Consider the following 23,004-nt stretch of genomic DNA (forward strand, 5'->3'; position numbering starts at 1 on the left):
CAGGGCCCCTGCCTCGGCATCCGCCCTCGGCCCTGGCATCCGCACGAAGGAGATCTCCATGCGTTCCCTGATCCGCACCACGGCCCTCGCGGCCCTGCTCGCCGCCGCCGCAGGCACGGCACTGGCCCACAACTGCCCCAACGAAATGAAGGCCATCGACGCCAAGCTGGCCACCAACCCTGGCCTGTCGGCCGACAACGCCGCCAAGGTCAAGCAGCTGCGCGCCGACGGCGAGGCCCAGCACAAGGCCGGCAAGCACGACGATTCGATGAAGTCCCTGGCCGAGGCCAAGAAGATCCTGGGGATCTGAAAATCCCCCACTGTCGCTGGGGGCCGCCGGGGGACACACCCGGTGCACCCGCTCACGGGGTCAGGCGGACGGGGCCTGCAGCTTCCCCTCTGCAATCCGCACCACGCGGCCGCAGCGCGCGGCCAGCGTTTCGTCGTGCGTCACCATCACAAAGGCCGTGCCGTGGTCGCGTGCCAACTGAAGCATCAACGCGAACACGCCGTCCGCCGTGCCCCGGTCCAGGTTGCCCGTGGGCTCATCGGCCAGCACGCAGGCCGGCCGCGTGACCAGCGCACGCGCAATGGCCACGCGCTGGCGCTCGCCGCCCGACAGCTCGGCGGGGCGGTGGTGGATGCGGGCCTTCAGGCCCACGGCCGCCAGCACCTGCTCGGCCGCGTGGTGCGCCTCTTCAGAGGGCATGCGGCGGATGCGCAGCGGCATGGCCACGTTGTCCAGCGCGCTGAACTCGGGCAGCAGGTGGTGGAACTGGTAGATGAAACCCAGGTGCTGGTTGCGCAGCTGGCCCTGGGCCTGCGGCGACAGGGCGGACAGCTCGGCCCCCTTGAGCCGCACCGACCCCGCGGTGGGCGCATCCAGCCCGCCCAGCAGGTGCAGCAAGGTGCTCTTGCCCGAGCCCGACGCGCCCACGATGGCCAGGGTCTCGCCCGCATGCACCTGCAGGTCAATGCCCTGCAGCACGGCCACGTCCAGACGGCCTTCGGTGAAGCGCTTGGTCAGGCCCTTGGCTTCCAGCACCACAGCGTTGTTGGTATCACTCATAGCGCAGCGCCTCGGCAGGGTTTACACGGCTGGCGCGCCAGCTGGGGTACAGGGTGGCCACGAAGGCCAGCACCAGGGAGATAAGCCCGATGGGCACGATGTCGCTGCTTTGCGGCTCGCTGGGCATCTTGCTGATGAGGTAGATGTCCTTGGGCAAAAAGCTCGCATTCAGCGCGCGCTCGATGGCCGGCACGATCACGTCGATGTTGAACGCGATCCCCAGGCCCAGCAGCAGGCCCACACAGGTGCCGATCACACCCACCATGGCGCCCTGCACCACGAAGATGCCCATGATGCTTTTCGGGCTGGCGCCCAGCGTGCGCAGGATGGCGATGTCGGCGCGCTTGTCCGTCACCGTCATCACCAGCGTGGACACCAGGTTGAACGCCGCCACCGCCACGATGAGCGTGAGGATGATGAACATCATGCGTTTTTCGAGCTGCACGGCGGCGAACCAGGTGCGGTTCTGCTGCGTCCAGTCGCGGATCAGCAGCATGCCACTGAGGCTGCCGGCCAGCTGCTGCGCCACCTCGCGCGCCTGGTGCAGGTCCTTGAGCTTGAGGCGCACGCCCGTGGGCCCTTCCAGGCGGAAGATGCGCTGCGCGTCCTCGTGGTGCAGCAGCACCAGCGCCGAGTCGTATTCGTAGTGGCCCGAATCGAAGGTGCCCGCCACCGTCATCTGCTTGAGGCGGGGCACCACGCCCGCCGGGGTGACCTGGCCCGCGGGCGCGATCAGGGTGACCACGTCGCCCACCCGCACCCCCAGGGCGCGGGCCAGTTCGCCGCCCAGCACCACGCGGAATTCGCCGGGCACCAGCAGGTTCAGCGTTTTCTCGTTGGTGGCGGCCAGGTCCGTCACCGCGCCTTCGAGCGCCGGGTCGATGCCGCGCACCAGCGCACCCTTCATGTCCTCACCGCGCGCCAGCAGCGCCTGGGCGGCCACAAAGGGCGCGGCGCCCACCACGTTGGGGTTTTGTTTCGCTTCAGCCAGCGTGCGCGCCGGGTCGGGCAGCGCAGCGCCCTGGGGCGCGAAGATCTCGATGTGCGAGACCACGCTGAGCATACGGTCGCGCACTTCCTTCTGAAAGCCGTTCATCACCGACAACACGATGATGAGCGCCGCCACCCCGAGCGCAATGCCCAGCATGGACACGCCCGAAATGAACGAGATAAAGCCGTTGCGCCGCGTGGCACGGCCGGCGCGCGTGTAGCGCCAGCCCAGGGCCAGTTCGTAGGGGATTTTCATGGATTGGGACGGAAGGCCTTGCGCCCCGGCGGAATGCCGGGCCCGGGCCGGGGCAGATTGTGGCATCCCGGACAATAGGGGGATGTCGGACACCACCCATTTGCTCATTCCTTACGCCGCGAGTGCCTCCGAGGGATGCCGGCAAGCCCTGCAGGATCTCGCCCTGCCTCACCTGGACCGGCTGCTCGCCCGGCTCAGCCCCCACCCCGCCCACAGCGAAAGCGGCGGTGAGGAAACCAGCTTCAGCCCCCCGCACGAACGTGCGCTGGCACGCGCCCTGGGCCTGCCGGCGGAAGACGGCCGCATCCCCTGGGCCGCCTGGCACCGCCACCAGCAAGGCCCATCGACAGACGGCGAAGCCTGGGCCTTTGTCACGCCCTGCCAGTGGCAGGTCAGCACCGACCACGTCACGCTGCGCGACCCGCAGCAGCTGGGCCTGGACGAAGCCACATCGCGCGCATTGCTGGCCATCGTCTCGCCCTGGTTTGCCGAGGATGGCATCACCCTGCACTACGACCAGCCCACCCGCTGGCTGGCCAGCGGGCCGCTGTTCGCCGGCCTGGCCACGGCCTCGCTGGACCGTGTGCTGCTGCGCGACGTGCGCGCCTGGATGCCCGATACCAAACAGGCCCGCACGCTGCACCGCCTGCACAGCGAGATGCAGATGCTGCTCTACACCCACGCATTCAACGACGAGCGTTCGGCGTGCGGACTGCCGGTGGTCAACTCCTTCTGGGTGCATGGTGCTGGTGCGCTGCCCCAGCCGGTGCCCGCCCCTTCTGCCACCCCCGCCATGCCCACCCCGCTGCGCGATGCCACGCTGCGCGAGGACTGGCGTGCCTGGGCCCAGGCCTGGGCGGCGCTGGACGCCGGCCCCGTGGCCGACCTGCTGCGCCAAGCCGAGGCGGGCGCCCGCGTGCAGCTCACCCTGTGCGGCGAGCGCAACACCCTGGCCTTTCGCTCTGCATCCCGCACGTTCACCCAGCGACTTCAAGGCCTTTTCAAGCCCCAGCGCTTTACAGACCTGCGCGATAAGCTATGAAAATAATAGCAAGAGACATTCCTCCCCGCGCTGCCTGGGCGCTGGAGCAGGCCGGCGTGCACCCGCTGCTCGCGCGCCTGTACGCAGCGCGCGGCGTGCGGGCCACCGACGAGCTGGACGATGGCCTGGCCCGCCTGCTGCCGCCCAGCGGTGAAAAAGGCCTCAAGGGCATTGACGCCGCCGCGCGCCTGCTGGCCGACGCCATGGCCAAGAACCAGCGCCTGATGATCGTGGCCGACTACGACTGCGATGGCGCCACCGCCTGCGCCGTGGGCGTGCGCGGCCTGCGTTTGCTGGGCGCCCAGCAGGTGGACTACCTCGTGCCCGACCGCGTGACCGACGGCTACGGCCTCACCCCGCCCATCGCCCGCCGCGTGGCCGAGCGCGGGGCCGATGTGCTCATCACCGTGGACAACGGCATCGCCAGCGTGGACGGCGTGGCCGAGGCCAAGGCGCTGGGCCTCACGGTGCTCGTCACCGACCACCACCTGCCCGGCCCTGCGTTGCCCGCAGCCGACGCCATCGTCAACCCCAACCAGCCCGGCTGCAGCTTCGAGAGCAAGAACATGGCGGGCGTGGGCGTGATGTTCTACGTGCTGCTGGCGCTGCGCGCCGAACTGCGTGCACGCGGCGTTTTTGACGCGGCCACCCAGCCCAAGCTCGATCCGCTGCTCACGCTCGTGGCGCTCGGCACCGTGGCCGACGTGGTCAAGCTCGACGCCAACAACCGCCGCCTGGTGGCGCAGGGCCTCAAACGCATCCGCACGGGCCAGATGCCCGCCGGCATCGCCGCACTGTTCCACGCCGCAGGCCGCAAGGCCCCCGTGGCCACCACCTTCGACTTCGGCTTCGCTTTGGGCCCGCGCATCAACGCCGCCGGGCGCCTGGCCGACATGACGCTGGGCATCGAATGCCTGCTGACCGACAACGCAGCCCGCGCCGCCGAGCTGGCCAGCACGCTCGACGGCATCAACCGCGAGCGCCGCGAGATCGAGGGCGGCATGCGCGAGCAGGCCATGCTGATGGCCGAAAGCCTGTTCCAGGAAGACGAAGAGCCGCCCCCGGCCATCAGCGTGTTCGACCCCGACTTCCACGAAGGTGTGGTGGGCATCGTGGCCAGCCGCATCAAGGACAAACTGCACCGCCCCACCTTTGTGTTCGCAGCCAGCAGCGCGCCGGGCAAGGAGCACGAGCTGAAAGGCTCGGGCCGCTCCATCCCCGGCTTTCACCTGCGCGACGCGCTCGACCTGGTGGCCAAGCGCCATCCAGGCGTGTTGCTGAAGTTTGGCGGCCACGCCATGGCGGCGGGCTGCACGGTGGCCGAAGAAGCGTTTGAGGTGTTTGAGCAGGCCCTGGCCCAGGTGGCGCAAGAGTGGCTGGACGCGGCCACACTCACCCGCCGCATCGAGACCGACGGCCCGCTGGCGCCCGAATACTGCCGTGCCGACATGGTGGACACCCTGCACCGCGAGGTCTGGGGCCAGGGCTTTGCGCCGCCCACCTTCAGCGAAGAAGTACAGATCGTGAGCCAGCGCCTGGTGGGCGAGGCCAAGAACCACCTGTCGATCAAGCTCATGCACCAGGGCCAGCCGATGGACGCCATCTGGTTCGGCCACACCGAGCAGCTGCCCGCGCGCGTGCTGCTGGCGTTTCGCCTCGATGTGAACGAATGGAAGGGCGAGCGCAAGGTGCAGTTTCTGGTGGAAGGGGCGCAGGTCTAGCCCGCTGCGCGGCTGGTCGGCCAAAGATCCGCCGACCGCGGCCTACCAGGCTCACCGATCAAGCGCAGGCAGCCCTCTCTTCAGAAACTCTCCCAATCGTCATCGCCCCCCTGCGCTGCCGCCTTGCTGGCGGGCGCAGGGGCCGGGGCCTTGGCGGCGGGCAGGCGCGCAGATGCTGGCGCAGGTGCCTTGGATGCCGCCGACGCCACGCGCGGGGCGCTGGCAGCCGCCTTGGTCACGGCAGGCCGGGGCGCTGGTGCCGCCGCCCGGGGCGCGGCCACTGGGGCCCGCGCGGCCACCGCACCCACGTTGAACACCGACACCACCTCCGCCAGCCGCTGTGCCTGGTCACGCATCGAGGCCGCTGCCGCCGTCGATTCCTCCACCAGCGCTGCGTTCTGCTGGGTCATCTGATCGAGGTGGGTGACAGCCTGGTTCACCTGGGCGATGCCGTCGCGCTGCTCGGTGGACGATGCGGTGATCTCGCCGATCAGGTCGCTCACGCGCTGCACGCTGGCGACGATTTCTTCCATGCTTTGGCCAGCCTGCGCCACCTGGGCCGAGCCCGACTCCACGTTCTGCACGCTGGTGCCGATCAGGGTCTTGATCTCCTTGGCCGCTTCGGCGCTGCGCCCTGCCAGGTTGCGCACCTCGCTGGCCACCACCGCAAAGCCCCGGCCTTGTTCACCGGCCCGGGCGGCTTCCACGGCCGCATTGAGCGCCAGGATGTTGGTCTGGAAGGCGATGCCATCGATGGTGCCGATGATGTCGCTGATCTTTTTGCTGCTGTCGGTGATCTGCTGCATGCTGGTGACCACCTGGCCCACCACTTCGCCGCCGCGCGCAGCGGCCTGGGCGGCGGTGCCGGCGAGCTGGTTGGCCTGGCGCGCCGTGTCGGCCGACTGGCTCACGGTGGCCGTGAGCTGTTCCATGCTGGCCGCAGTTTCTTCCAGATTCGAGGCCGTCTGCTCGGTGCGCGCCGACAGGTCGTGGTTGCCGTTGGCAATCTCGATCGAGGCCGACGAGACGGAGTCCACCCCTGTGCGCACCTCGCTCACCACCGTGCGCAGCCGCGCCGACATGGCCGACAGCGAGCGCAGCATGTGGCCGAACTCGTCCTTGCGGGTGGACTGCAGCTCCTGCGTGAGGTCGCCGGCGGCAATCGCGTCGATGGTCTCGACCGCCTGGCCGAGCGGCACGGTGATGGAGTGCACCAGCTTCCAGGCCAGAAACAGGCCCACGGCCATGAGGACCAGCGAGGTGACCACACCCCAGATCGCGTATTCGACCCGGCGTGCCGTGGCGTCGGCCCGGATCGCGTCGCGGCGCTTTTCCAGCGTGGTGACAAAGTCGTCCTGCGCCTTGAGGTACTTGGCAACCAGGGGGGCGAACTCGTCGTCCGCAAAACGCTGGGTGGCCACGGCGTCGCCCGCACCCTTGAGCTCCCAGGTCTTGGCGGTGGCGGCCAGCACGGCCTTGCGCGCCTCCAGCACCTTGTCGAGCGCGGCCTTTTCCTCGGGCGCGGTGGCGGCGGCCACGATGCTTTCCTGCACCTTGTTGATGTTGCCGATGATCTCCTTGACCTTGGCGCCGTACTGCTCGGCCAGCACCGAATCGGTGGTGACCGCGCCGCCCATGACCATGGTGACGGCGGTTTCAGTGGCACCGCGCCAGCGCACGGCCGACGAAATGCGGGCTTCGATCTCGACCACGGCATCAATCGCAGAAGACATGGACGTGTTCGCCCGGTTCTGCGCAAAGCCCGAGAGCAGCAGCATGCCGATCATCAGACCCAGGAATGCGCCCCAGAGCTTGCGGGAGACGCGGATATTGTCGAGTTGCATGGTTTGTTTTTCCTCGTGGACCGGTGATGTTTTCATGTTCTGCCAATCGCTCGCAGGAAACACTCGATTACATCAATGACAGGGCCATAGCCTACGCCAGCCCGGCACGCGGCCGGGCCTGTGCCCCACCGGGAAAAACCCGGCCCCGGAAAGCCCCCCAAATGCGCGAACGAACCGTCTGCGAACACGGGCCGGGGCCTAGGGCGTGCCATCAATCAATACCCCCACGCGCTGGCCCCGCAATGCGGATGGATGCGCGAAGCGGGGCGCGGCCCATAGTCATCTATGGGCAAGCCACGCGACAAAGCAGACGCCGCATTGCGAGGCCAGCCCGAAGGGAAAGCCAGCCAGGCCGCGCATTGCGTCGTTGCCCTTCGCTTGCGTAGCCGAGCTACACGGCGCTCAGGGCGCCTAGCACTGCGCGGCCTGGCCGGCTTTCGCGTGGGAGTACTGATTGATGACACGCCCTAGCCAGACGCCGGGCCGGCACAAGGCCTAAAATGACCCGGTGACAACCCTACTCAACGCCGACCTGCACTGCCACTCCGTCGTCTCCGATGGAACCCTGACACCCGAAGACCTGGCCGCGCGGGCCAAGGCCAACGGGGTCGAGTTGTGGGCGTTGACGGACCATGACGAAGTCAGAGGCCAGCACCGCGCCGCCGCCGCCGCCCGCGCGCAGGGCATGGCCTACCTCACCGGCACCGAAATTTCGGTCACCTTTGCCAACACCACCGTCCACATCGTGGGCCTGGGGTTCGACCCCGACGACGCCCAGTTGGCCCGGGGCCTGGCCGCCACGCGCGGCGGGCGCAGCGAGCGCGCCCAGGACATGGCCGCGCAGCTGGCCCAGGCGGGCATTCCAGGCGCCTACGAAGGGGCGCTGCAGTTCGTGGGCAACCCGGACCTGATCTCGCGCACCCATTTCGCGCGTTTCCTGGTGGAAACCGGCGTGTGCAAAGACACCTCCGAGGTGTTCCGCAAGTACCTCATCGAAGGCAAGCCCGGCTATGTGCCCCACCGCTGGGCCAGCCTGGGCGATGCGGTGCGCTGGATCACCGAAGCCGGCGGCATGGCCGTGATTGCCCACCCGGCGCGCTACAAATTCACGGCCAACGAGGAGTACGCGCTGTTCTCCGAGTTCAAGCAGCATGGCGGGCGCGGCGTGGAAGTGGTGACCGGCAGCCACAGCGCCGCCGAATACGTGACCTACGCCGCCATGGCCCAGGAGTTCGATCTGGCCGCCTCGCGCGGCAGCGACTTCCACAGCCCCGACGAATCCCACACCGACCTGGGCACGCTGCCACTGCTGCCGGGCCAGCTCACGCCCGTGTGGGAGCTGCTGGCAGACCGCATCCTTCAGCCCACCGCCTGACCAGACGCGCACAAGTACAAGTACAAGTGCAAGTCGCGCACAAGACAAGACGCCCATGGCCCAGTATTTCGAAGTCCACCCCGACAACCCCCAGCCCCGGCTGCTCAAGCAGGCGGCCGCGCTGCTGCAAAAGGGGGGCATCGTGGCCGTGCCCACCGATTCCAGCTACGCACTGGTCTGCCACCTGGACGATAAAGACGCCGTGGACCGCCTGCGCCGCATCCGCCAGGTGGACGACAAGCACCACCTCACCCTGCTGTGCCGTGACCTGTCGGAGCTGGCCAACTACGCGCGCGTGGACAACCGCCAGTACCGCCTGCTCAAGCTGGGCACGCCCGGGCCCTACACCTTCATCCTCGAAGCCACCAAAGAGGTGCCGCGCCGCGTGAGCCACCCCTCGCGCAAGACCATCGGCCTGCGCGTGCCCGACCGCAAGGGCCTGCAGCTGCTGCTGGAGCTGCATGGCGCGCCGCTGCTGGCCACCACGCTGATCCCGGCAGGCGAGAGCGAGCCCCTGAACGACCCGCAGGAGATCCGCGCGCGCTACGAAAAGCTGCTGGACGCCATCGTGGACGCGGGCGCCTGCCCGCTGGAGCCCACCACCGTGGTGGACCTCACCCCCATGGGCGCGGGCGGCGACCCCGAAGTGGTGCGCGAAGGGCGTGGCAGCCTGCAGGCGCTGGGGTTGTAGGGCGCGCGGGCACGCCCGCCCCGTCGATTGCCACCAGGCCAACGCTGCGCCTGGCTCGGCGTGATTTATTGGCTCAGCTCCACACACCCGAGCGCACGTGGTGCTTCATTGCCCTGCGAGGGCCGTGCGCCTTGTGGAGGCGCGTACAGCCGCTCAAAGCGCGGCTTACAGCTTGAACGCCCCCACGGCTTGCTCCAGGTCGCGCGCCTGAGCGGTCAATGCGGAGGCCGTAGCCACGGCGCTCTGCACCAGCGCTGCCGTGTCCTGGGTCGTGCCGTCCATGTGGGCCACGGCCTGGTTCACGTGGCCGATGGCCTCGCTCTGTTCACGCAGGGCGATGGAGATTTCGCCCAGCAGCGCACTCACCTGGCCCACGGCGGTCACGATCTCTTCCATGGTCTTGCCGGCCTGGCCCACCTGGCCCGCGCCGCTTTCAACCTGCTCGACCGAAGCACTGATCAGCGCCTTGATTTCACGCGCGGCCACCGCGCTGCGCTGGGCCAGGTTGCGCACCTCGCTGGCCACCACGGCAAAGCCCCGGCCCTGCTCACCCGCACGGGCGGCCTCGACGGCGGCATTGAGCGCCAGGATGTTGGTCTGGAAGGCGATGCCTTCGATGACCTGGATGATGTCCACGATCTTGCGCGAGCTGCCGCTGATGGCCTGCATGGTCTGCACCACCTCGCCCACCACCGCGCCGCCGTGCCCGGCGATCTCCGAGGCCTTCACGGCCAGGTGGCTGGCGGAACTGGCGCGTTCGGCGTTCTGGCGCACGGTCGCCGTGAGCTGCTCCATGCTGGCGGCGGTTTCGGTGAGCGACGACACCTGGTCTTCGGCGCGGCGCGACAGGTCGGTGTTGCCATGGTCGATGCTGCTGGCAGAGGCGCTGATCGAATCGGCATCCTGCTTGATGCGCGAGACCAGGTCGGTCAGCGTGTCCTCCATGGTGCCCAGCGCGCCCAGCAGGCGGCCGAAATCGCCCTGCAGGTCAGAGTTGAACTCCTGGCTCAGGTCGCCCGAAGCCACGGTCTCCGCGATCAGGATGGCCTGGTTGAGCGGCGCCACGATGCTGCTGCGCAGGCTGACCACGGCCAGCAACGCCAGCACAAACACCACCAGGCTGCAGCCGATGGCCCACGCCCGCACGCTGCTGAGGTGCGCCTGCGCTGCCTGCACCTGCTGCGCCCCCACCGCCCCGCCCTGCAGGGCCTGCTCGGCCCCGCCAACGCCCGACAGCACCATGGCCATCAACAACAGCACCAGCAAGGCCAGGCTGCCAAACGCCAGCACCAGGCGCGTTCCGATCTTCAGGTGGTTCAACATGCGCTCAGAGTCTCCAGAACTGTTGTTTTGATTTTGGGGCCCTGCGGGCATCGGCCACCGCCCGCCAAGCGTGGCCCCGGGGGCAACATCCGATGCTAGCAATGATCGCCCCGCCCGGGGCCCCGCCGGCATACGTACAACCCACAATCGGGCAAACACCGGGCAGGCCGGCAGCGGGCCCGTGGCCAGCGCACCGCGCGCCTGGCGGCGGGGGCGGCAGGCGGTCTGAGACAATCCGGGGGTGGACACCTCCAATCTCATCCAAACCGTTCTGATCTACGCCCTGCCGGTGCTGTTTGCCATCACCGTGCACGAGGCGGCCCATGGCTACGCAGCGCGCCACTTTGGCGACAACACCGCGTACATGATGGGGCGGATCACGCTCAACCCCTTCAAGCACATCGACCCGGTCGGCACCATCCTGATGCCGCTGCTGCTGTACTTCGCCACCTCGGGCGCGTTCCTGTTCGGCTACGCCAAGCCGGTGCCGGTCAACTTCGGCAACCTGCGCAACCCCAAGAAGCACATGGTGTGGGTGGCCCTGGCGGGGCCGGCGTCCAACTTCATCCAGGCCGTCGCCTGGGCCGTGCTGCTGGTGTGCCTGGTGGGCTTTGGCGCGGACGAGCGCTTCTTCCTGGAGATGGCGCGCGCGGGCGTCATGGTCAACCTTGTGATGTGGGCCTTCAACCTGTTTCCGCTGCCGCCGCTCGATGGCGGGCGCATTCTGGTGGGGCTGCTGCCCTGGAAGCAGGCGCACATGGTGTCCCGCATCGAACCCTGGGGCTTTTTCATCGTGATGGGCCTGGTGATTGCGGGCGTGGTGGGCACGCTGTGGCTGCGCCCGCTGATGGCGCTGGGCTACAGCGCCATCAACCTGCTGCTCACGCCGCTGACGGCCCTGCTGCGTTAATTTTTCTCTCTCTTTTTTGCTGACTTCGTTCCCATGAGCACCACGCGTTTTCTCACCGGCATCACCACCACGGGCACGCCCCACCTGGGCAACTTTGTGGGCTCGATCCGCCCCTCGGTGGCGGCCAGCCTGCAGCCTGGCGTGCAAAGCTTCTACTTCCTGGCCGACTACCACGCACTCATCAAATGCGAAGACCCGGCGCGCATCCAGCGCTCCACGCTGGAGATCGCAGCCAGCTGGCTGGCGGCGGGCCTGAACCCCGAGAAGGTCACGTTCTACCGCCAGTCCGACATCCCCGAGATCCCCGAACTGACCTGGCTGCTCACCTGCGTGACGGGCAAGGGCGTGCTCAACCGCGCCCATGCCTACAAGGCCAGCGTGGACAAGAACCAGGCCGCCGAACGCGATGCCGACGACGGTGTGACGGCCGGCCTGTTCATGTACCCCGTGCTCATGGGCGCGGACATTTTGATGTTCAAGGCCCACAAGGTGCCCGTGGGCCGCGACCAGATCCAGCACATCGAAATGGCGCGCGACATGGCCGCGAGCTTCAACCACCTGTACGGCGAGCACTTCGTGCTGCCCGAGGCCGCCATTGACGACCATGTGGCCACGCTGCCCGGCCTGGACGGCCGCAAGATGAGCAAGAGCTACGACAACACCATCCCGCTGTTCAGCTCGCGCGAGCAGCTCAAGAAGCTCATCGGCTCCATCCTCACCGACTCCCGCGCGCCCGGCGAGGCCAAGGAGGTCGAAGGCTCAGCGCTGTTCCAGATCTACCAGGCCTTTGCCACGGCCGACGAGACCGAGGCGCTGCGCAAGGCCTATGCGGACGGCATTGCCTGGGGCGATGCCAAGCAGGTGCTGCTGGAGCGCGTGGACCAGGTGATTGCCCCCATGCGCGCGCAGTACGACGAGCTGATCCACAACCCGGCCCGCATCGAGCAGACCCTGCTGGCCGGCGCTGAGCGCGCGCGCGCGCTGGCCACGCCGTTCATCCGCGAGCTGCGCTCGGCCGTGGGCCTGCGCAGCCTGGCGCAGGCCACCACGGCCGCCAAGCCCGTGAAGGCCGCCAAGGCCGCCTTGCCCGCGTTCAAGCAGTACCGCGAGGCGGATGGCAAGTTCTATTTCAAGCTCGTGGCGGCGGACGGCCGGCTGCTGCTGCAAAGCACCGGCTTCGATGCGCCCAAGGACGCCGGGCAGGCCATCGCCCAGCTGCAGAAGGACAGCACCGCACTGCACACCCTGGCGCCGCGCCTGGCCCCGGTGGAGGGCGTCCAGGCCGCCGAAGTCGCGGCCGCGCTGCAGGCCTTGGCCGACGCGGCTGCCGCCTGACCGCCTCCGTCCCCCCGCTGCAAAGCCCCGTGCCACCGGCCGGGGCTTTTTCGTTTGCTCATTTTTTAATAGCTTATAGCGCTTATCCAGCAAGCGCTACAGCCCAAAACGGCATCAATCCCTGTAGCGCACCAACGCCCACAGCGTGGGCCGCTCGCCCTGGCGCAGGCCCGTCTGCACGGTGCCGGTGAAGCTCCAGCGCCGGTCCAGCGATTCCCAGCCATGGGCCAGGGCCAGGCCCCAGCCCGGGGGGCGCAGCACGGTATGGGCCTCGTCGGCATAGCGGGTGCCGCGCCAGGTCATGCGCAGCAGCGAAAAGCTGCGCCCCTCATGCCGCCAGGTGGTCTGGCCCAGCACCACATGGCGCGCAAAGCCGGGCAGCTGCAGGCCCGCCAAACCCGCGCCTGTGTTGCGCGATTCGGTGTGGATGTAGCTGCCCAGCACGCTCCAGCGCGGCGAGAGCAGGTGGTTGGCGGACACGCTGGCCTGCACCAGCTGGCCCTGGCCGAAGACCGGCGTCTGCTCATAGGTGTTGAGCGTGGTCTGCGCGTTGAGCACCACGGGCGCGATGGTGGCCACGTTGTCGAACAGCGCACCGGTGTTCTGCGCAAACAGCCTGCCGCTGCGCGTGGCCGGGTTGCTGATGCGCTGGCCCGACAGGCTGGCCCCCAGGAACGTGCTGGCGTCCAGCTCCCAATCGAGCTGCACCGCGTGCTTGCGCGCGTAGCTGCCCGCCAGCAGGTACTGGTTGTCCACCGCAATGGCACCGGTGGACACGGGTGCCAGCGTGTGCGTGCCGGGTGCGCGCAGGCTTTCCTGGTAGGCCCAGTGCAGCGCCCGGCCAGGGCCCAGGCGCAGGCTGGCGCCCAGGCGGGGCAGCAGGCGGCGGCGGAGCACCGCACCATCCTCGATGGGGTCCAGCAGGTCCTGCCCCGTGGCCGTGTCGGTGTAGCGGTTGCTCTGCCGCAGCGCCAGGCGGGGCCCGTAGGCCTCGGCCATCCAGCTCCAGGCGCCGCTGCGCCATTCGCCCGCCGCCCAGGGCATGCTGTAGCGCTCGGTGTTCCGGTTGGGCGTGGTGATGGTGGCGTCGGCAATGGCGCTGCCGCTGTCGCGGTCCACCCGCTCCCAGCCCAGGCTCAGGCGGTGCGGGCCCCACAGCAGGGTGTGGCGCAGGAACAGGCCCTGCTCGTCGCTGGCGTAGCGGTAGCCCTGCGGGCCCCAGCGCGCGTCGTCCAGCACCAGGCCCACGGTCTGGCGGCCGCTGTGGGCCTTGATCCAGGTCTGGCTCTCGGCCGACCAGCGCCACGAGGCCCCTACGTCGGTGCGGCGCGTGCGCGTTTCGGCACCGCCCGTGAAGGCGATGCCGTTGCCGAAGTCGAGCCCGTCCGGGAACCGGTAGCGCAGCGTGGTGTCGCCATGCAGCGCAAACAGCGCAAGGCTCTCGGTGGGCCTGGCGCCCACCGCCAGGTCAATGCCGGGGGACGACAGCCGGTAGCGCGTGGTGGGCGGCCCCTCGCGCGGCCACATCTGCACGTCGTTGGCGCGCACCAGCCAGGCCACAGGCATCCCGGTGGCGGCCAGGCCCCGGTGGCCCAGGTCCACCGTGGCGTTGTGGCGCAGCGGGTTGCGTTCGGCACTGGCGCCGGCCGTCCATTCGCTGCCGGTGGCCAGCATCAGCGGCGCGCGCTTGTCGCTGGCGCCGAACACCGTGGGGTCGGTGAGGTAGCCCTGGAAGAGTTCGGAGCGGCGGCTGAAGTCGCTCTCGTACCGGTCGGCCAAAAAGAAGTGGCTGCCCGCCCACAGCGGGTAGTACGAGGCATTGGCGTAGGCCCGGGCCCAGTGCTCCATGCCGAAGTCGCCCAGTGCCTTGCCCAGGTTGGCCGAGCCCTGGCTGTCCGACGCCAGGGGGTTGAGCGACTTGAGGTACGGCAGGCGCACAAGCGCCTCGCGCGCGGCAGCGATGGCCGCCACGGGCTCGCCGCTGTCGTTGCGCAGCATGGCTTCGATCTGCCAGGGCCAGGGGTCGCGCGGGTCGGCCAGGCGCGCGCGGTCCAGCGCATCGAGCGCGGCGGCGCGCTCGCCCAGCGTGTATTCGGCCACGGCCAGCCAGACCTGGGCGCGGGCGTAGCGCGGCTCGATCACCAGGGCCTTGAGCAGCTGGGTGCGCGCCGCCTCGGCATCGCCTTGCTTGAGGGCCAGCAGGCCCGCGCCGGCCAGGCTCACGTAGTCGTCGCCTGCCTGGGCCAGCGCGGCGTCCAGCCCGGCGCGCGCCTCGGCCAGCTGCAGGGCCTCGGTGGCCGCCGTGGCCCACTCGCCCCGGTAGGCGGGGTGGCCGGGCGCCAAGGCCACGGTCTGCGCCAGCGCCGCGCGGGCCGCCCGCAGGTCGCCCCGCTCTTGCAGCGCACGCCCCAGGCCCCACAGGCCGGCGGCACGCTCGGCATCCCCCTCGGCGCGGGCCACGGCCTCGCGGTACAGCGCCAGGGCGGCCTCGGCCTGCCCTTCCAGGCGGTGCCAGTCGGCATCGGCCTGCAACAAAGGGGCCGACTGGGGAGCCACGGCCCGGGTGGTGTCCAGCCAGTGGCGCGCCTGTGCCTGGCGGTCCAGGGCCATGAGCAAATCGGCCCGGCGCGCGGCGGTGCGCGGGTCTTGCGTGCCTGGCCAGGCCTGGGCCAGGCGGTCTTGTGCGGCGTCGAGCTGGCCATCGACCACATCCAGGTCCGCCAGCACCAGGGCCGCCACCGCCGCATGCGCGCCCGCTGCTGGCATGGCCAGCAGCCTTGCGCGCGCCTGCGGCCATTGCCCGGCCTGCAGCTCGGCGCGCACGGCAGCCAGCGGCCCGGCCAGGCCGGGCTGCTGGAACTCCGCCCAGCGCGTTGCGTCGCCCGGGTAGGCGGCCACCCACTGCACACGCTCGCGGGGGTTGACCAGCACGCGCTTGACGGGGGCCCGCCCCGGCTCCACAACGCCCTGCTCTGCCGGGCCCAGTTGCACGCTGCCCTGGGCGTTGGACAGCTCGACCAGCCCCGAGAGCACGGTGAGCGTGGTGCGCCCCTGCGCGTCCACCTCCACATCCCAGTCGGTGCCACGCACCACGGCCAGGGCGGCCGGGGTCTGCAGCTGCAAGGCGGCCGGGGTTTTCTTGGTGCGGGCCCACAGGCGCCCGGCGGCCAACTCCAGCAGCGTGCGCTGGGGCTGCGATTCGCACAGCCGCACCTGGGCGTTGGCCGACAGGCGGATCTGCGTGCGGTCGGCCAGCAGCAGGGCGGCGGACGACAGCGCCAGGGTGCGCAGGTCGGCCCCGGCCCCGAGCTGCTGTGCCAGCGCGGCGGGCGACCAGGGCTCCACCCCGGGCGCACGGGTCTGGCCCTGGCCTGCCAGCGCCACGATCTGCGCCGCAGACATGCCGGGCGCAGGCGCAACGCCGGCGCACTGCGCCCAGGCCGCCGGGCTGGCGAACGCGCTCAGCGCCAGGCCCCAGGGGGTCCACCCAAAGAAGCGATGTGACGGCATGGTGTGGCCTTTCATCGTGAAAGTCGGGGTCTATTTGTCGAGTGCCCGGGCCGCAAACGGCAGCGGCACAACACAGGCCTGCGCTGCGGCATCGGCCAGGGCCTGCACCCGGGCGGCCAGTTGGTTGGCCTGCGGCCCCCACTGCGGCGCATGCCCTTGTGCCTGGGCCTGCCATTGGGCACAGCGCGCCAGGGCCGGGCCCCACTCGGCGGCCTGCAGGTGGAGGTGCAGCGCCTGGCTGGTGGCCACCAGCGCGGCGTCGTCGCAGGGGGTGTACACATCCAGCCCCGCGCTGCGCCCGGCCAGCACCACGGTGTCGAGCCAGAGCAGGCGCGCGTGCTCCGGGGCCCCGGCGGGCAGGGCCGCGCGCGTAGCGCCGGAGAGCAGGATGCCGGTGCCAAAGGCCTTGTTGGCCCCTTCCAGCCGCGCGGCGGTGTTCACCGCGTCGCCCACAGCGGTGTAGGTGAAGCGTTCGTGCGAGCCCAGGTGGCCCACCGCCGCCTCACCCGTGTGCAGGCCGATGCGCAGCTGCACCTGCGCAAACGGCGTGCCCGCCCACTGCGCGCGCAGGGCCACCATCTCGGCCTGCATGGCCTGGGCGCAGGCCAGCGCACGCGCCGCATGGGCGGGTTCGGGCAGGGGCGCGTTCCAGAAGGCCATGACGGCATCGCCAATGAACTTGTCGAGCGTGCCGCCATGCTGGTGCACGGTGCGGGTCATGCGCGAAAAATAGGCGTTGAGCGCCTGGGCCACGGCCTCGGGCGGCAGGCACTCGCTGGCCGCCGTGAACCCGGCCAGGTCAGAGAACAACAGGGTCAGCACCCGGCGCTCGCCCTGCAGGGCCGGGGCCGCGCCCTCGGCCACCAGCGCATCGACCACGGCGGGCGGCAGATAGCGGGCAAAGTCGGCGCGCAGTTGCTCGCGGCGGCGGTGTTCGCGCCAGTAGCTGTCGGCCGCCCCCACATTGAAGTGCAGCGCCAGGCCCACCAGCGTGGGCAGCGCGCTCCACCACAGGCCCGCCACAAAAGCCCACAGCCCGGCCCCCATGGCCAGCAAGGCCCACAAGGCACTGAGCCATGCGGCCCGGCCGCCGCGCCAGCGGCGTGTGAGCACCACCACCGCGCCTACCGCCAGCACGGCCTGCAAGAACGGCCCCAGGGGATGCGCGGGCCGGACCCAGTCGCCCGCCAGCCCGTTGATCAGCGCCGTGGCATGCACCAGCACGCCGGACTGGGTGCCGCCGCCCAGCACGCGCAAGGGGGTGGCGAACTGGTCCACGCCCTCCACCGGGGTGTTCTGCCCCAGCAGCAGCACCCGGCCTTGCAGGGCGCCCGGCGCCAGCATGCGCGCGGGCTCCAGCGCCTGGGTGTAGTGGGCATAGGGCAAGGGCAGCTCGGGCGCGTAGTAGCGCAGCAGCGCGCCCTCGGGGGGCGGGGCCACAGCACGCCCGGCGGCCTGGGCCAGCACGCGCCACAGCGCCGTGTCGTGCACCGGGGCGCGGCGCAGCACGCCATCGCCGTCCAGGTCCACAGCCACGCTGCCCTGGCGGGCGCTGGGGAAGACAGAGGGCACGGTCTGCCGGTACTGCGCCACCTGCGAGCTGGGCACCGCCACCTCGGCCGTGGCCAGCACCACGGGCATGCGCCCTTGCAGCGCGGCGGCCAGGACGGCGTCATCCTCGGGCGTCTGGGGCGCGGCAAACAGCATGTCGATGCCCAGCGCGGCTGCGCCTGCGGCCGATACGGCATCTACCAGCTGCGCATGCAGGCGGCGCGGCAGGGGCGGGCTGCGGTTCAGCGCCGCCAGGCTGGGCTCGTCGAGCCCCACCACCAGCACGCCCACATCGGGCCGCACCGGGGCCGTGAAGCTGGCCAGCAGGTCGTATTCCAGCCGCTGCAGCGGCGCCCACACCGGCAGCGCCTGCAGCACAGCCAGCAGGCCCAACGACAGCAGCATTCGGAGCGTCCAGGCGCGCCAGGCGTCTTGTGTGACCGGTGCTTGCGTGCCTGCCATCCCGCCCCCTTTTCTGCCAGCCCTGGCAACGATGCAGCCCTGCTGGCTCTGTGCACTGTAGTGCGTCCTCCCCCGCATGCACAGCGGGGATACACGGAAAAACGCCCAGGGCGCGGCCCACGCCACCGGGCCCTGGTGCCGCCTGCAACGGGGCCCTTAAACTGGGCGCCTGGACCTGTTCTGGAGAACCCCATGAAACTGCTGTGTGCCTCGGTCTCTGTGCTTGCCATGCTGGCCGGCTGCAACGCCACCAACCCCTACCACCCCTCGGGCCCCATGGCCTCGGGCCGGGACCGCACCTTCAGCGTGCCGGTGTATGGGCCGGACACCTCCCAGGCCCACGCGGCCGCCAGCCGCGAGTGCCAGCGCATGGCCTTGCACGCCAAGCTGCTGCGCAACGACGGCTCGCGCTTGGTCTTCGAATGCGTGAGCGAACTGCCTGACAAGCCTTGATGCGACCCACCGCGCGCCCCATGTCGGGCCCGGCCGTGCATGGCGGCAGGGCCCTGCTGGCCCTGGCCGCGCTGCTGGCGGGTTGCCAGCACGCGCCGCCAGCACAGCCCCCTGCGCCCCCGGCCTGGATCAACAGCCTGGGCATGGCGTTTGTGCAGGTGCCTGCCGGCACCTTCCAGATGGGGGGCGTGCCCCCGGTGGACATGCTGGCCCAAACCTATCCGCTGCTGGAGACCAAGCGCTTCACCGACCTGGCCGACGAGGCGCCCGCGCACGAGGTGCGCATCCGCCGCGCGTTCTACCTGGGCCGGCACGAAGTCACAGTGGGGCAGTTCCAGCAGTTTGTCGAGGCCTCGGGCTACCAGCCCGAATCCGAAGCCGATGGCACGGGGGGCTACGGCTACAACCCCCAGTACGACCCGGCCACCACGCGGCGGGGCGATGCCTTCGAGGGCCGCCTGCCCCGCTATTCGTGGCGCAACCCGGGTTTTGCGCAAGGCAGCGACCACCCGGTGGTCAACGTCACCTGGAACGACGCCCAGGCCCTGGCCCGCTGGCTGAGCCGCACCGAAGGACACCACTACCGGCTGCCCACCGAAGCCGAGTGGGAATACGCCTGCCGCGCCGGCACCCGCACCCTTTACCCCCATGGCGACAACCCGCAAGGCCTGGTGCAGGCGGCCAACACCTTCGACCAGGAGGCCGCCCCCCTGTGGGCCCGCTGGCGCCCGCATGCGCTGGCCGGCAGCGACGGCCACGCCTTCACGGCCCCCGTGGGCAGCTATGCCCCCAACGCCTTTGGCCTTTATGACATGCTCGGCAACGCCTGGGAATGGGTGGCCGACTGGCATGACGACGGCTACTACGCCACCTCGCCGCGCGACGACCCCCAAGGCCCGGCCGAAGGCAGCGTGCGCGTGCGCCGGGGCGGCTCGTGGCACACCTGGTCGTTCTACGCGCGCTGCGGCTATCGCAACTGGAACACGCCGCAGACGCGGTATCCGCTGGTCGGCATGCGGTTGGTGCGCGAGATCGCACCGCCCGCAGCCCCCCGGCCGCCAGCACCGTGATGGACCGCATCGACGCACCGGCCCCGGCGGCCCCAGCGTCGGCCCCCAACAACAAAGAGTTAACAAATGTCAACCCATCCACCCACCCACGCCGCACCGCTAGGCCCGGCAAGGGATATCGCAAATAATTTCCGGCTGCAATTTCGACGGGAAGAACCATGCGCATAGCCGCTCTGGACGACGATGCGCTTCAGCTGGATCTGATCAAGCAGGCCACGGAGGCGATGGGCCATGTCTGCCACACGCATTTGACGGGCGCCGAGTTGCTGCGCACGCTGCGCCGCGAAACTTTCGACCTGCTGATCGTGGACTGGCACCTGCCCGACACCACGGGGCCCGAGGTGGTGCGCTGGGTGCGCAAGAACGTGGCGGCGCAGTTGCCCATCCTGTTTGTGACCAACCGGCAGGAAGAGCGCGACATCGTCGAGGGCCTGCAAAGCGGGGCCGACGACTTCATGGTCAAGCCCGTGCGCATCGGCGAACTCAATGCCCGCGTGGCCGCGCTGCTGCGCCGCGCCTACCCCGACAACGCGGCCAGCGTGCTGGAGTTTGGCCGCTACCGGTTTCTGCCCGAAACCCGCGCCATCGAAATGGATGGCGTGCCGGTGGACCTCAAGAACCGCGAGTACGACCTTGCGCTGTTCCTGTTCCAGAACATGGGCCGGCTGCTGTCGCGCGACCACCTCAAGGAAATCGTCTGGGGCCAGGTGGCCGATGTCATGTCGCGCTCGCTGGACACCCACATCTCGCGCCTGCGCACCCTGCTGGACCTGCGCCCTGCCAATGGTTTCATCGTCACGGCGGTGTATGGCGTAGGCTACCGTTTTGAAGCCGTCGAGGCCCAGCGCAAAGGCTGACCCCGGCATGAAAGAACCCCGCAGGCGCCGCCACAAGCGGCATGGCCTGTTCCGGGCCGCATGAAGGAGACATGACTTGACCCCCACCATCCCGCACATCCGCTGGACCCCCTGCGCCGCCGCCGCGCTGGCCCTGGCGGCCCTCACGGGCCTTGCAGGCCGAAGCGCACAGGCCGGCCCACCCCTCCCCCAAAGCGATGAAATCGCCCACGCCGTCAAGGAAGGCGACACCCTGGAAAAACTCGCCCGGGACTACCTGGCCATGCCCCGGCAGTGGCCGCTGCTGCAGGCCCGCAACAAGGTGGCCGACCCCCGGCGCCTGCAGCCGGGCTCGGTGATCTGGATTCCGGTGCGCCTGCAGCCCAGCGAATCGGCCACCGTGCAGTTCGTGCAGGGCGCCGTCACGGCACAGGCACGGACGGGCGATGCCCCGGTCTCCGTCAGCCCCGGCGGCAAGCTCGAGGAAGGCACGGCGCTGCAGGTGGGCCCCGAATCCTTTGTGGCCGTCAAGCTGGCCGACGGCACGGTGGTCCGGGTGCAGGCGCAGTCCGAACTGCAGCTGCGGCAACTGCGCCGGCGCGGCCGCGCGGGCAGCGTGCAGTCGGTGCTGGAGATGCACAAAGGCGGCGTGGAATCCACCGTGCCCCCCAGCACCGAGCCCCTGCGCCGGTTCGAAATCCGCACCCCGCTGGCAGTGACCAGCGTGCGCGGCACCCACTTCAGCGTGGCCATGGCGGACTCGGGCCAGACCACGGCCTCGGTGCTCAATGGGTCGGTCGCCGTGCAGTCCCGGCGCGACACCGACAGCCACCCCGCCGCGTCCCTGACCGCCCCCACCGCCCTGCTGGCGCCGGGCCAGGGCCTGGCCGTGGCCACCGATGGCACCGTGGGCGCGGCCCGCCCCCTGCTGCCCCCGCCCGACACCTCGGGCATGCCCGCCACGCTGGGCGACGCCGGCCTGCTGGCCATCGACCTGCCCACCGCCCCGGGCGCCACACGCTACCTGGCCCAGGTGGCGCAGGACGAAGCACTCACCCAGGTGCTGCGCCATGGCAGCTTTGCCGATGGGCGCCTGCGCTGGAAAGCGCTGGAAGACGGCCGCTACTACCTGGCCGTGCGGGCTGTGGACGACGCCGGCATTGCCGGCCAGCCCGCCGTGCAGCCCTTCACCGTCAAGACACGGCCCGTGGCGCCGCTGTACCAGTCCCCCGCCCCCGGCGCCGTGGTACCCAGCGGTTCGGCCGAGCTGCGCTGCACCGAGGTGCCCGGCGTGCGCTGGTACCGCGTGCAGGTGGCGGCCGACCAGAAGTTCTCCACGCCCTTGCGCGACGAACAGCGCCTGAACGAATGCCGCCTGCCCATCGGCACCCTGGCCGTGGGCCACTACTTCTGGCGCATTGCCAGCCTGCTGCAGCTGCCCGCAGAGCAGGGAGGCCAGGCCGACCAGGGCCCGTTTGCACCGCCGCAGCCCTTCACCGTGGCCGAGCGCCCGGCCACACTGTCGGCGCAAGCCATGCAGGCCGAGGACGGCGACCCCACCGTGCGCCTGCACTGGCCCGCACGGGACGGCCAGCGGTTCCGGCTGCAGCTGGCGACCGCCGCCGACCCGGCATTTGAACAACCCATTCAGAGCACCGTGCTCGACACGCCCAGCTGGACCGGCAGCAACCTGCCTGCGGGCGAGTACCTGGTGCGCATCCAGGTGCTCGACGGGAGCGGCCTGGAAAGCGAGTTCTCGCCGCCCCGCAAGATCCGCGTGGGCACGGGCCTGCGCACCGGTGCCGGCCTGCCGCTGTCCTCCCCCGGCGGTGCACCGGTGGGGCGCCCTTGAAGGACGGGAAAGGCCTGGGCAGCTTGCGCGACTTGCTCGGCCCGCGCGCGCCCCAGGTGCGGCAGGGCACTGACACCGCCCCATGCTGAGCATTGCCCACAGCCGCGGCCGCCGCCGCCGCCTGGAATGGGCGGTGCTGGCCGCTGTCCTGCTGGCGCTGGTGGCCTGGCTCAGCCCCCCTGAAAGCCTGGGCCGAGCAAACCACCTGGTGCAAGACGCGGGGCTGCGCCTGGTCTCGCGCCCACCGCACCCGGACATCGTGCTCGTGGCCATTGACGACCCCAGCATTGCCGCCATCGGCCGCTGGCCCTGGCGCCGGGCCCTGCACGCCGAGCTGATTGCACGCATCTCGGCACAGGACCCGCGCGTGATCGGCATGGACGTGCTGTTCAACGAGGCCGACCTGGACTACCCCGAGGACGACCTGCTGCTCACCGACGCCATCCGGCGCAGCGGGCGGGTGGTGCTGCCCGTGCTGCGGCGCGGCTACGGCCCCACCAGCAATGCCACCGACCTGCCCTGGCCCGCATTTGCCCAGGCGGCCGCCGACCTGGGCCATGTGCATGTGGCCCCCGACGGCGACGGGGTGGTGCGCAGCCTGTACCTGCGCGAAGGCCCCGCCGCCGCGCCCTGGCACCACTTCAGCATGGCCCTGCAATGCGTGGTGCAGGCCCGGCAAGCGGGCGCGGCCCCCTGCCCCCGCCCCCCCCTCCC

General features: G+C 70.3%; 18 protein-coding genes. 12 read left to right on the forward strand and 6 right to left on the reverse strand.

All coding sequences use genetic code 11. The features are described from left to right. The first annotated feature begins 58 nt into the window (after positions 1–58). Positions 59–310 carry a hypothetical protein gene (locus DBV10_RS10040; RefSeq protein WP_124513147.1) on the forward strand — a complete coding sequence of 84 codons (252 nt, stop codon included), beginning with the start codon at positions 59–61 and terminating at the stop codon, positions 308–310. A 60-nt stretch (positions 311–370) separates the two neighbouring features. On the opposite strand, the gene lolD is transcribed toward DBV10_RS10040, so the two are convergent. Both lolD and DBV10_RS10050 read right to left on the reverse strand, forming a co-directional pair. Next, positions 371–1,069, reverse strand: coding sequence for a lipoprotein-releasing ABC transporter ATP-binding protein LolD (gene lolD / locus DBV10_RS10045; RefSeq protein WP_124513149.1), 699 nt, complete (start codon positions 1,067–1,069; stop codon positions 371–373). Further along, positions 1,062–2,315 carry a lipoprotein-releasing ABC transporter permease subunit gene (locus DBV10_RS10050; protein ID WP_124513151.1) on the reverse strand — a complete coding sequence of 418 codons (1,254 nt, stop codon included), beginning with the start codon at positions 2,313–2,315 and terminating at the stop codon, positions 1,062–1,064. Before DBV10_RS10050 ends, lolD begins: the two co-directional genes overlap by 8 nt. An 82-nt stretch (positions 2,316–2,397) precedes the next feature. Here DBV10_RS10050 and DBV10_RS10055 point away from each other — a divergent pair, with 82 nt between their 5' ends. Continuing rightward, positions 2,398–3,357, forward strand: a complete 960-nt coding sequence (locus DBV10_RS10055) for a phosphoglycerate mutase (protein ID WP_124513153.1) — start codon at positions 2,398–2,400, stop codon at positions 3,355–3,357. After that, the gene (recJ, locus tag DBV10_RS10060) at positions 3,354–5,078 is read left to right on the forward strand and encodes a single-stranded-DNA-specific exonuclease RecJ (RefSeq protein ID WP_124513155.1); all 1,725 of its coding nucleotides are present in this window, start codon (positions 3,354–3,356) and stop codon (positions 5,076–5,078) included. Before DBV10_RS10055 ends, recJ begins: the two co-directional genes overlap by 4 nt. A gap of 80 nt (positions 5,079–5,158) precedes the next feature. Here recJ and DBV10_RS10065 read toward each other — a convergent pair whose 3' ends face one another. Continuing rightward, positions 5,159–6,922: a methyl-accepting chemotaxis protein gene (locus DBV10_RS10065; protein ID WP_124513156.1), complete on the reverse strand. Its 1,764-nt coding sequence runs from the start codon at positions 6,920–6,922 to the stop codon at positions 5,159–5,161. 508 nt (positions 6,923–7,430) lie between these two features. On the opposite strand from DBV10_RS10065, the gene DBV10_RS10070 reads away from it, so the two are divergent. Continuing rightward, positions 7,431–8,297, forward strand: coding sequence for a 3',5'-nucleoside bisphosphate phosphatase (locus tag DBV10_RS10070; protein WP_124513158.1), 867 nt, complete (start codon positions 7,431–7,433; stop codon positions 8,295–8,297). A 55-nt stretch (positions 8,298–8,352) separates the two neighbouring features. After that, entirely contained in the window at positions 8,353–8,988 is a 636-nt protein-coding gene (locus DBV10_RS10075) for an L-threonylcarbamoyladenylate synthase (RefSeq protein WP_124513161.1), read from the forward strand. A 165-nt stretch (positions 8,989–9,153) separates the two neighbouring features. Here the strand turns inward: DBV10_RS10075 and DBV10_RS10080 are convergent, their stop codons facing one another. Further along, positions 9,154–10,311: a methyl-accepting chemotaxis protein gene (locus tag DBV10_RS10080; RefSeq protein WP_124513163.1), complete on the reverse strand. Its 1,158-nt coding sequence runs from the start codon at positions 10,309–10,311 to the stop codon at positions 9,154–9,156. A 241-nt stretch (positions 10,312–10,552) separates the two neighbouring features. Here DBV10_RS10080 and DBV10_RS10085 point away from each other — a divergent pair, with 241 nt between their 5' ends. Beyond that, positions 10,553–11,221: a site-2 protease family protein gene (locus DBV10_RS10085; RefSeq protein ID WP_124513165.1), complete on the forward strand. Its 669-nt coding sequence runs from the start codon at positions 10,553–10,555 to the stop codon at positions 11,219–11,221. Positions 11,222–11,254: 33 nt separating this feature from the next. Continuing rightward, positions 11,255–12,556, forward strand: a complete 1,302-nt coding sequence (locus tag DBV10_RS10090; protein WP_124513167.1) for a tryptophan--tRNA ligase — start codon at positions 11,255–11,257, stop codon at positions 12,554–12,556. A 114-nt stretch (positions 12,557–12,670) separates the two neighbouring features. Here the strand turns inward: DBV10_RS10090 and DBV10_RS23330 are convergent, their stop codons facing one another. Together DBV10_RS23330 and DBV10_RS10100 are read right to left on the reverse strand one after the other, a co-directional pair. Further along, on the reverse strand, positions 12,671–16,066 hold the full coding sequence (locus DBV10_RS23330) for a FecR domain-containing protein (RefSeq protein ID WP_158616814.1): 3,396 nt from the start codon (positions 16,064–16,066) through the stop codon (positions 12,671–12,673). 30 nt (positions 16,067–16,096) lie between these two features. Then, positions 16,097–18,079, reverse strand: coding sequence for an adenylate/guanylate cyclase domain-containing protein (locus tag DBV10_RS10100; protein WP_158616815.1), 1,983 nt, complete (start codon positions 18,077–18,079; stop codon positions 16,097–16,099). Positions 18,080–18,271: 192 nt separating this feature from the next. On the opposite strand from DBV10_RS10100, the gene DBV10_RS10105 reads away from it, so the two are divergent. The 5 genes from DBV10_RS10105 to DBV10_RS10125 all read left to right on the forward strand — a co-directional run. Next, positions 18,272–18,532 (forward strand): hypothetical protein, encoded by a 261-nt coding sequence (locus DBV10_RS10105; protein WP_124513173.1) that lies wholly within the window; start codon positions 18,272–18,274, stop codon positions 18,530–18,532. Continuing rightward, on the forward strand, positions 18,532–19,602 hold the full coding sequence (locus DBV10_RS10110) for a formylglycine-generating enzyme family protein (RefSeq protein WP_370451143.1): 1,071 nt from the start codon (positions 18,532–18,534) through the stop codon (positions 19,600–19,602). Before DBV10_RS10105 ends, DBV10_RS10110 begins: the two co-directional genes overlap by 1 nt. A gap of 158 nt (positions 19,603–19,760) precedes the next feature. Then, positions 19,761–20,459 carry a response regulator transcription factor gene (locus DBV10_RS10115; protein WP_124513175.1) on the forward strand — a complete coding sequence of 233 codons (699 nt, stop codon included), beginning with the start codon at positions 19,761–19,763 and terminating at the stop codon, positions 20,457–20,459. 76 nt (positions 20,460–20,535) lie between these two features. Continuing rightward, on the forward strand, positions 20,536–22,290 hold the full coding sequence (locus tag DBV10_RS10120) for a FecR domain-containing protein (protein WP_233589878.1): 1,755 nt from the start codon (positions 20,536–20,538) through the stop codon (positions 22,288–22,290). A gap of 82 nt (positions 22,291–22,372) precedes the next feature. Next, positions 22,373–23,004: CHASE2 domain-containing protein (locus tag DBV10_RS10125; RefSeq protein ID WP_124513177.1), on the forward strand; the 632-nt coding region annotated here is incomplete at its 3' end.

This window comes from Acidovorax sp. FJL06, assembly GCF_003852545.1.
Lineage (GTDB): Bacteria > Pseudomonadota > Gammaproteobacteria > Burkholderiales > Burkholderiaceae_C > Acidovorax.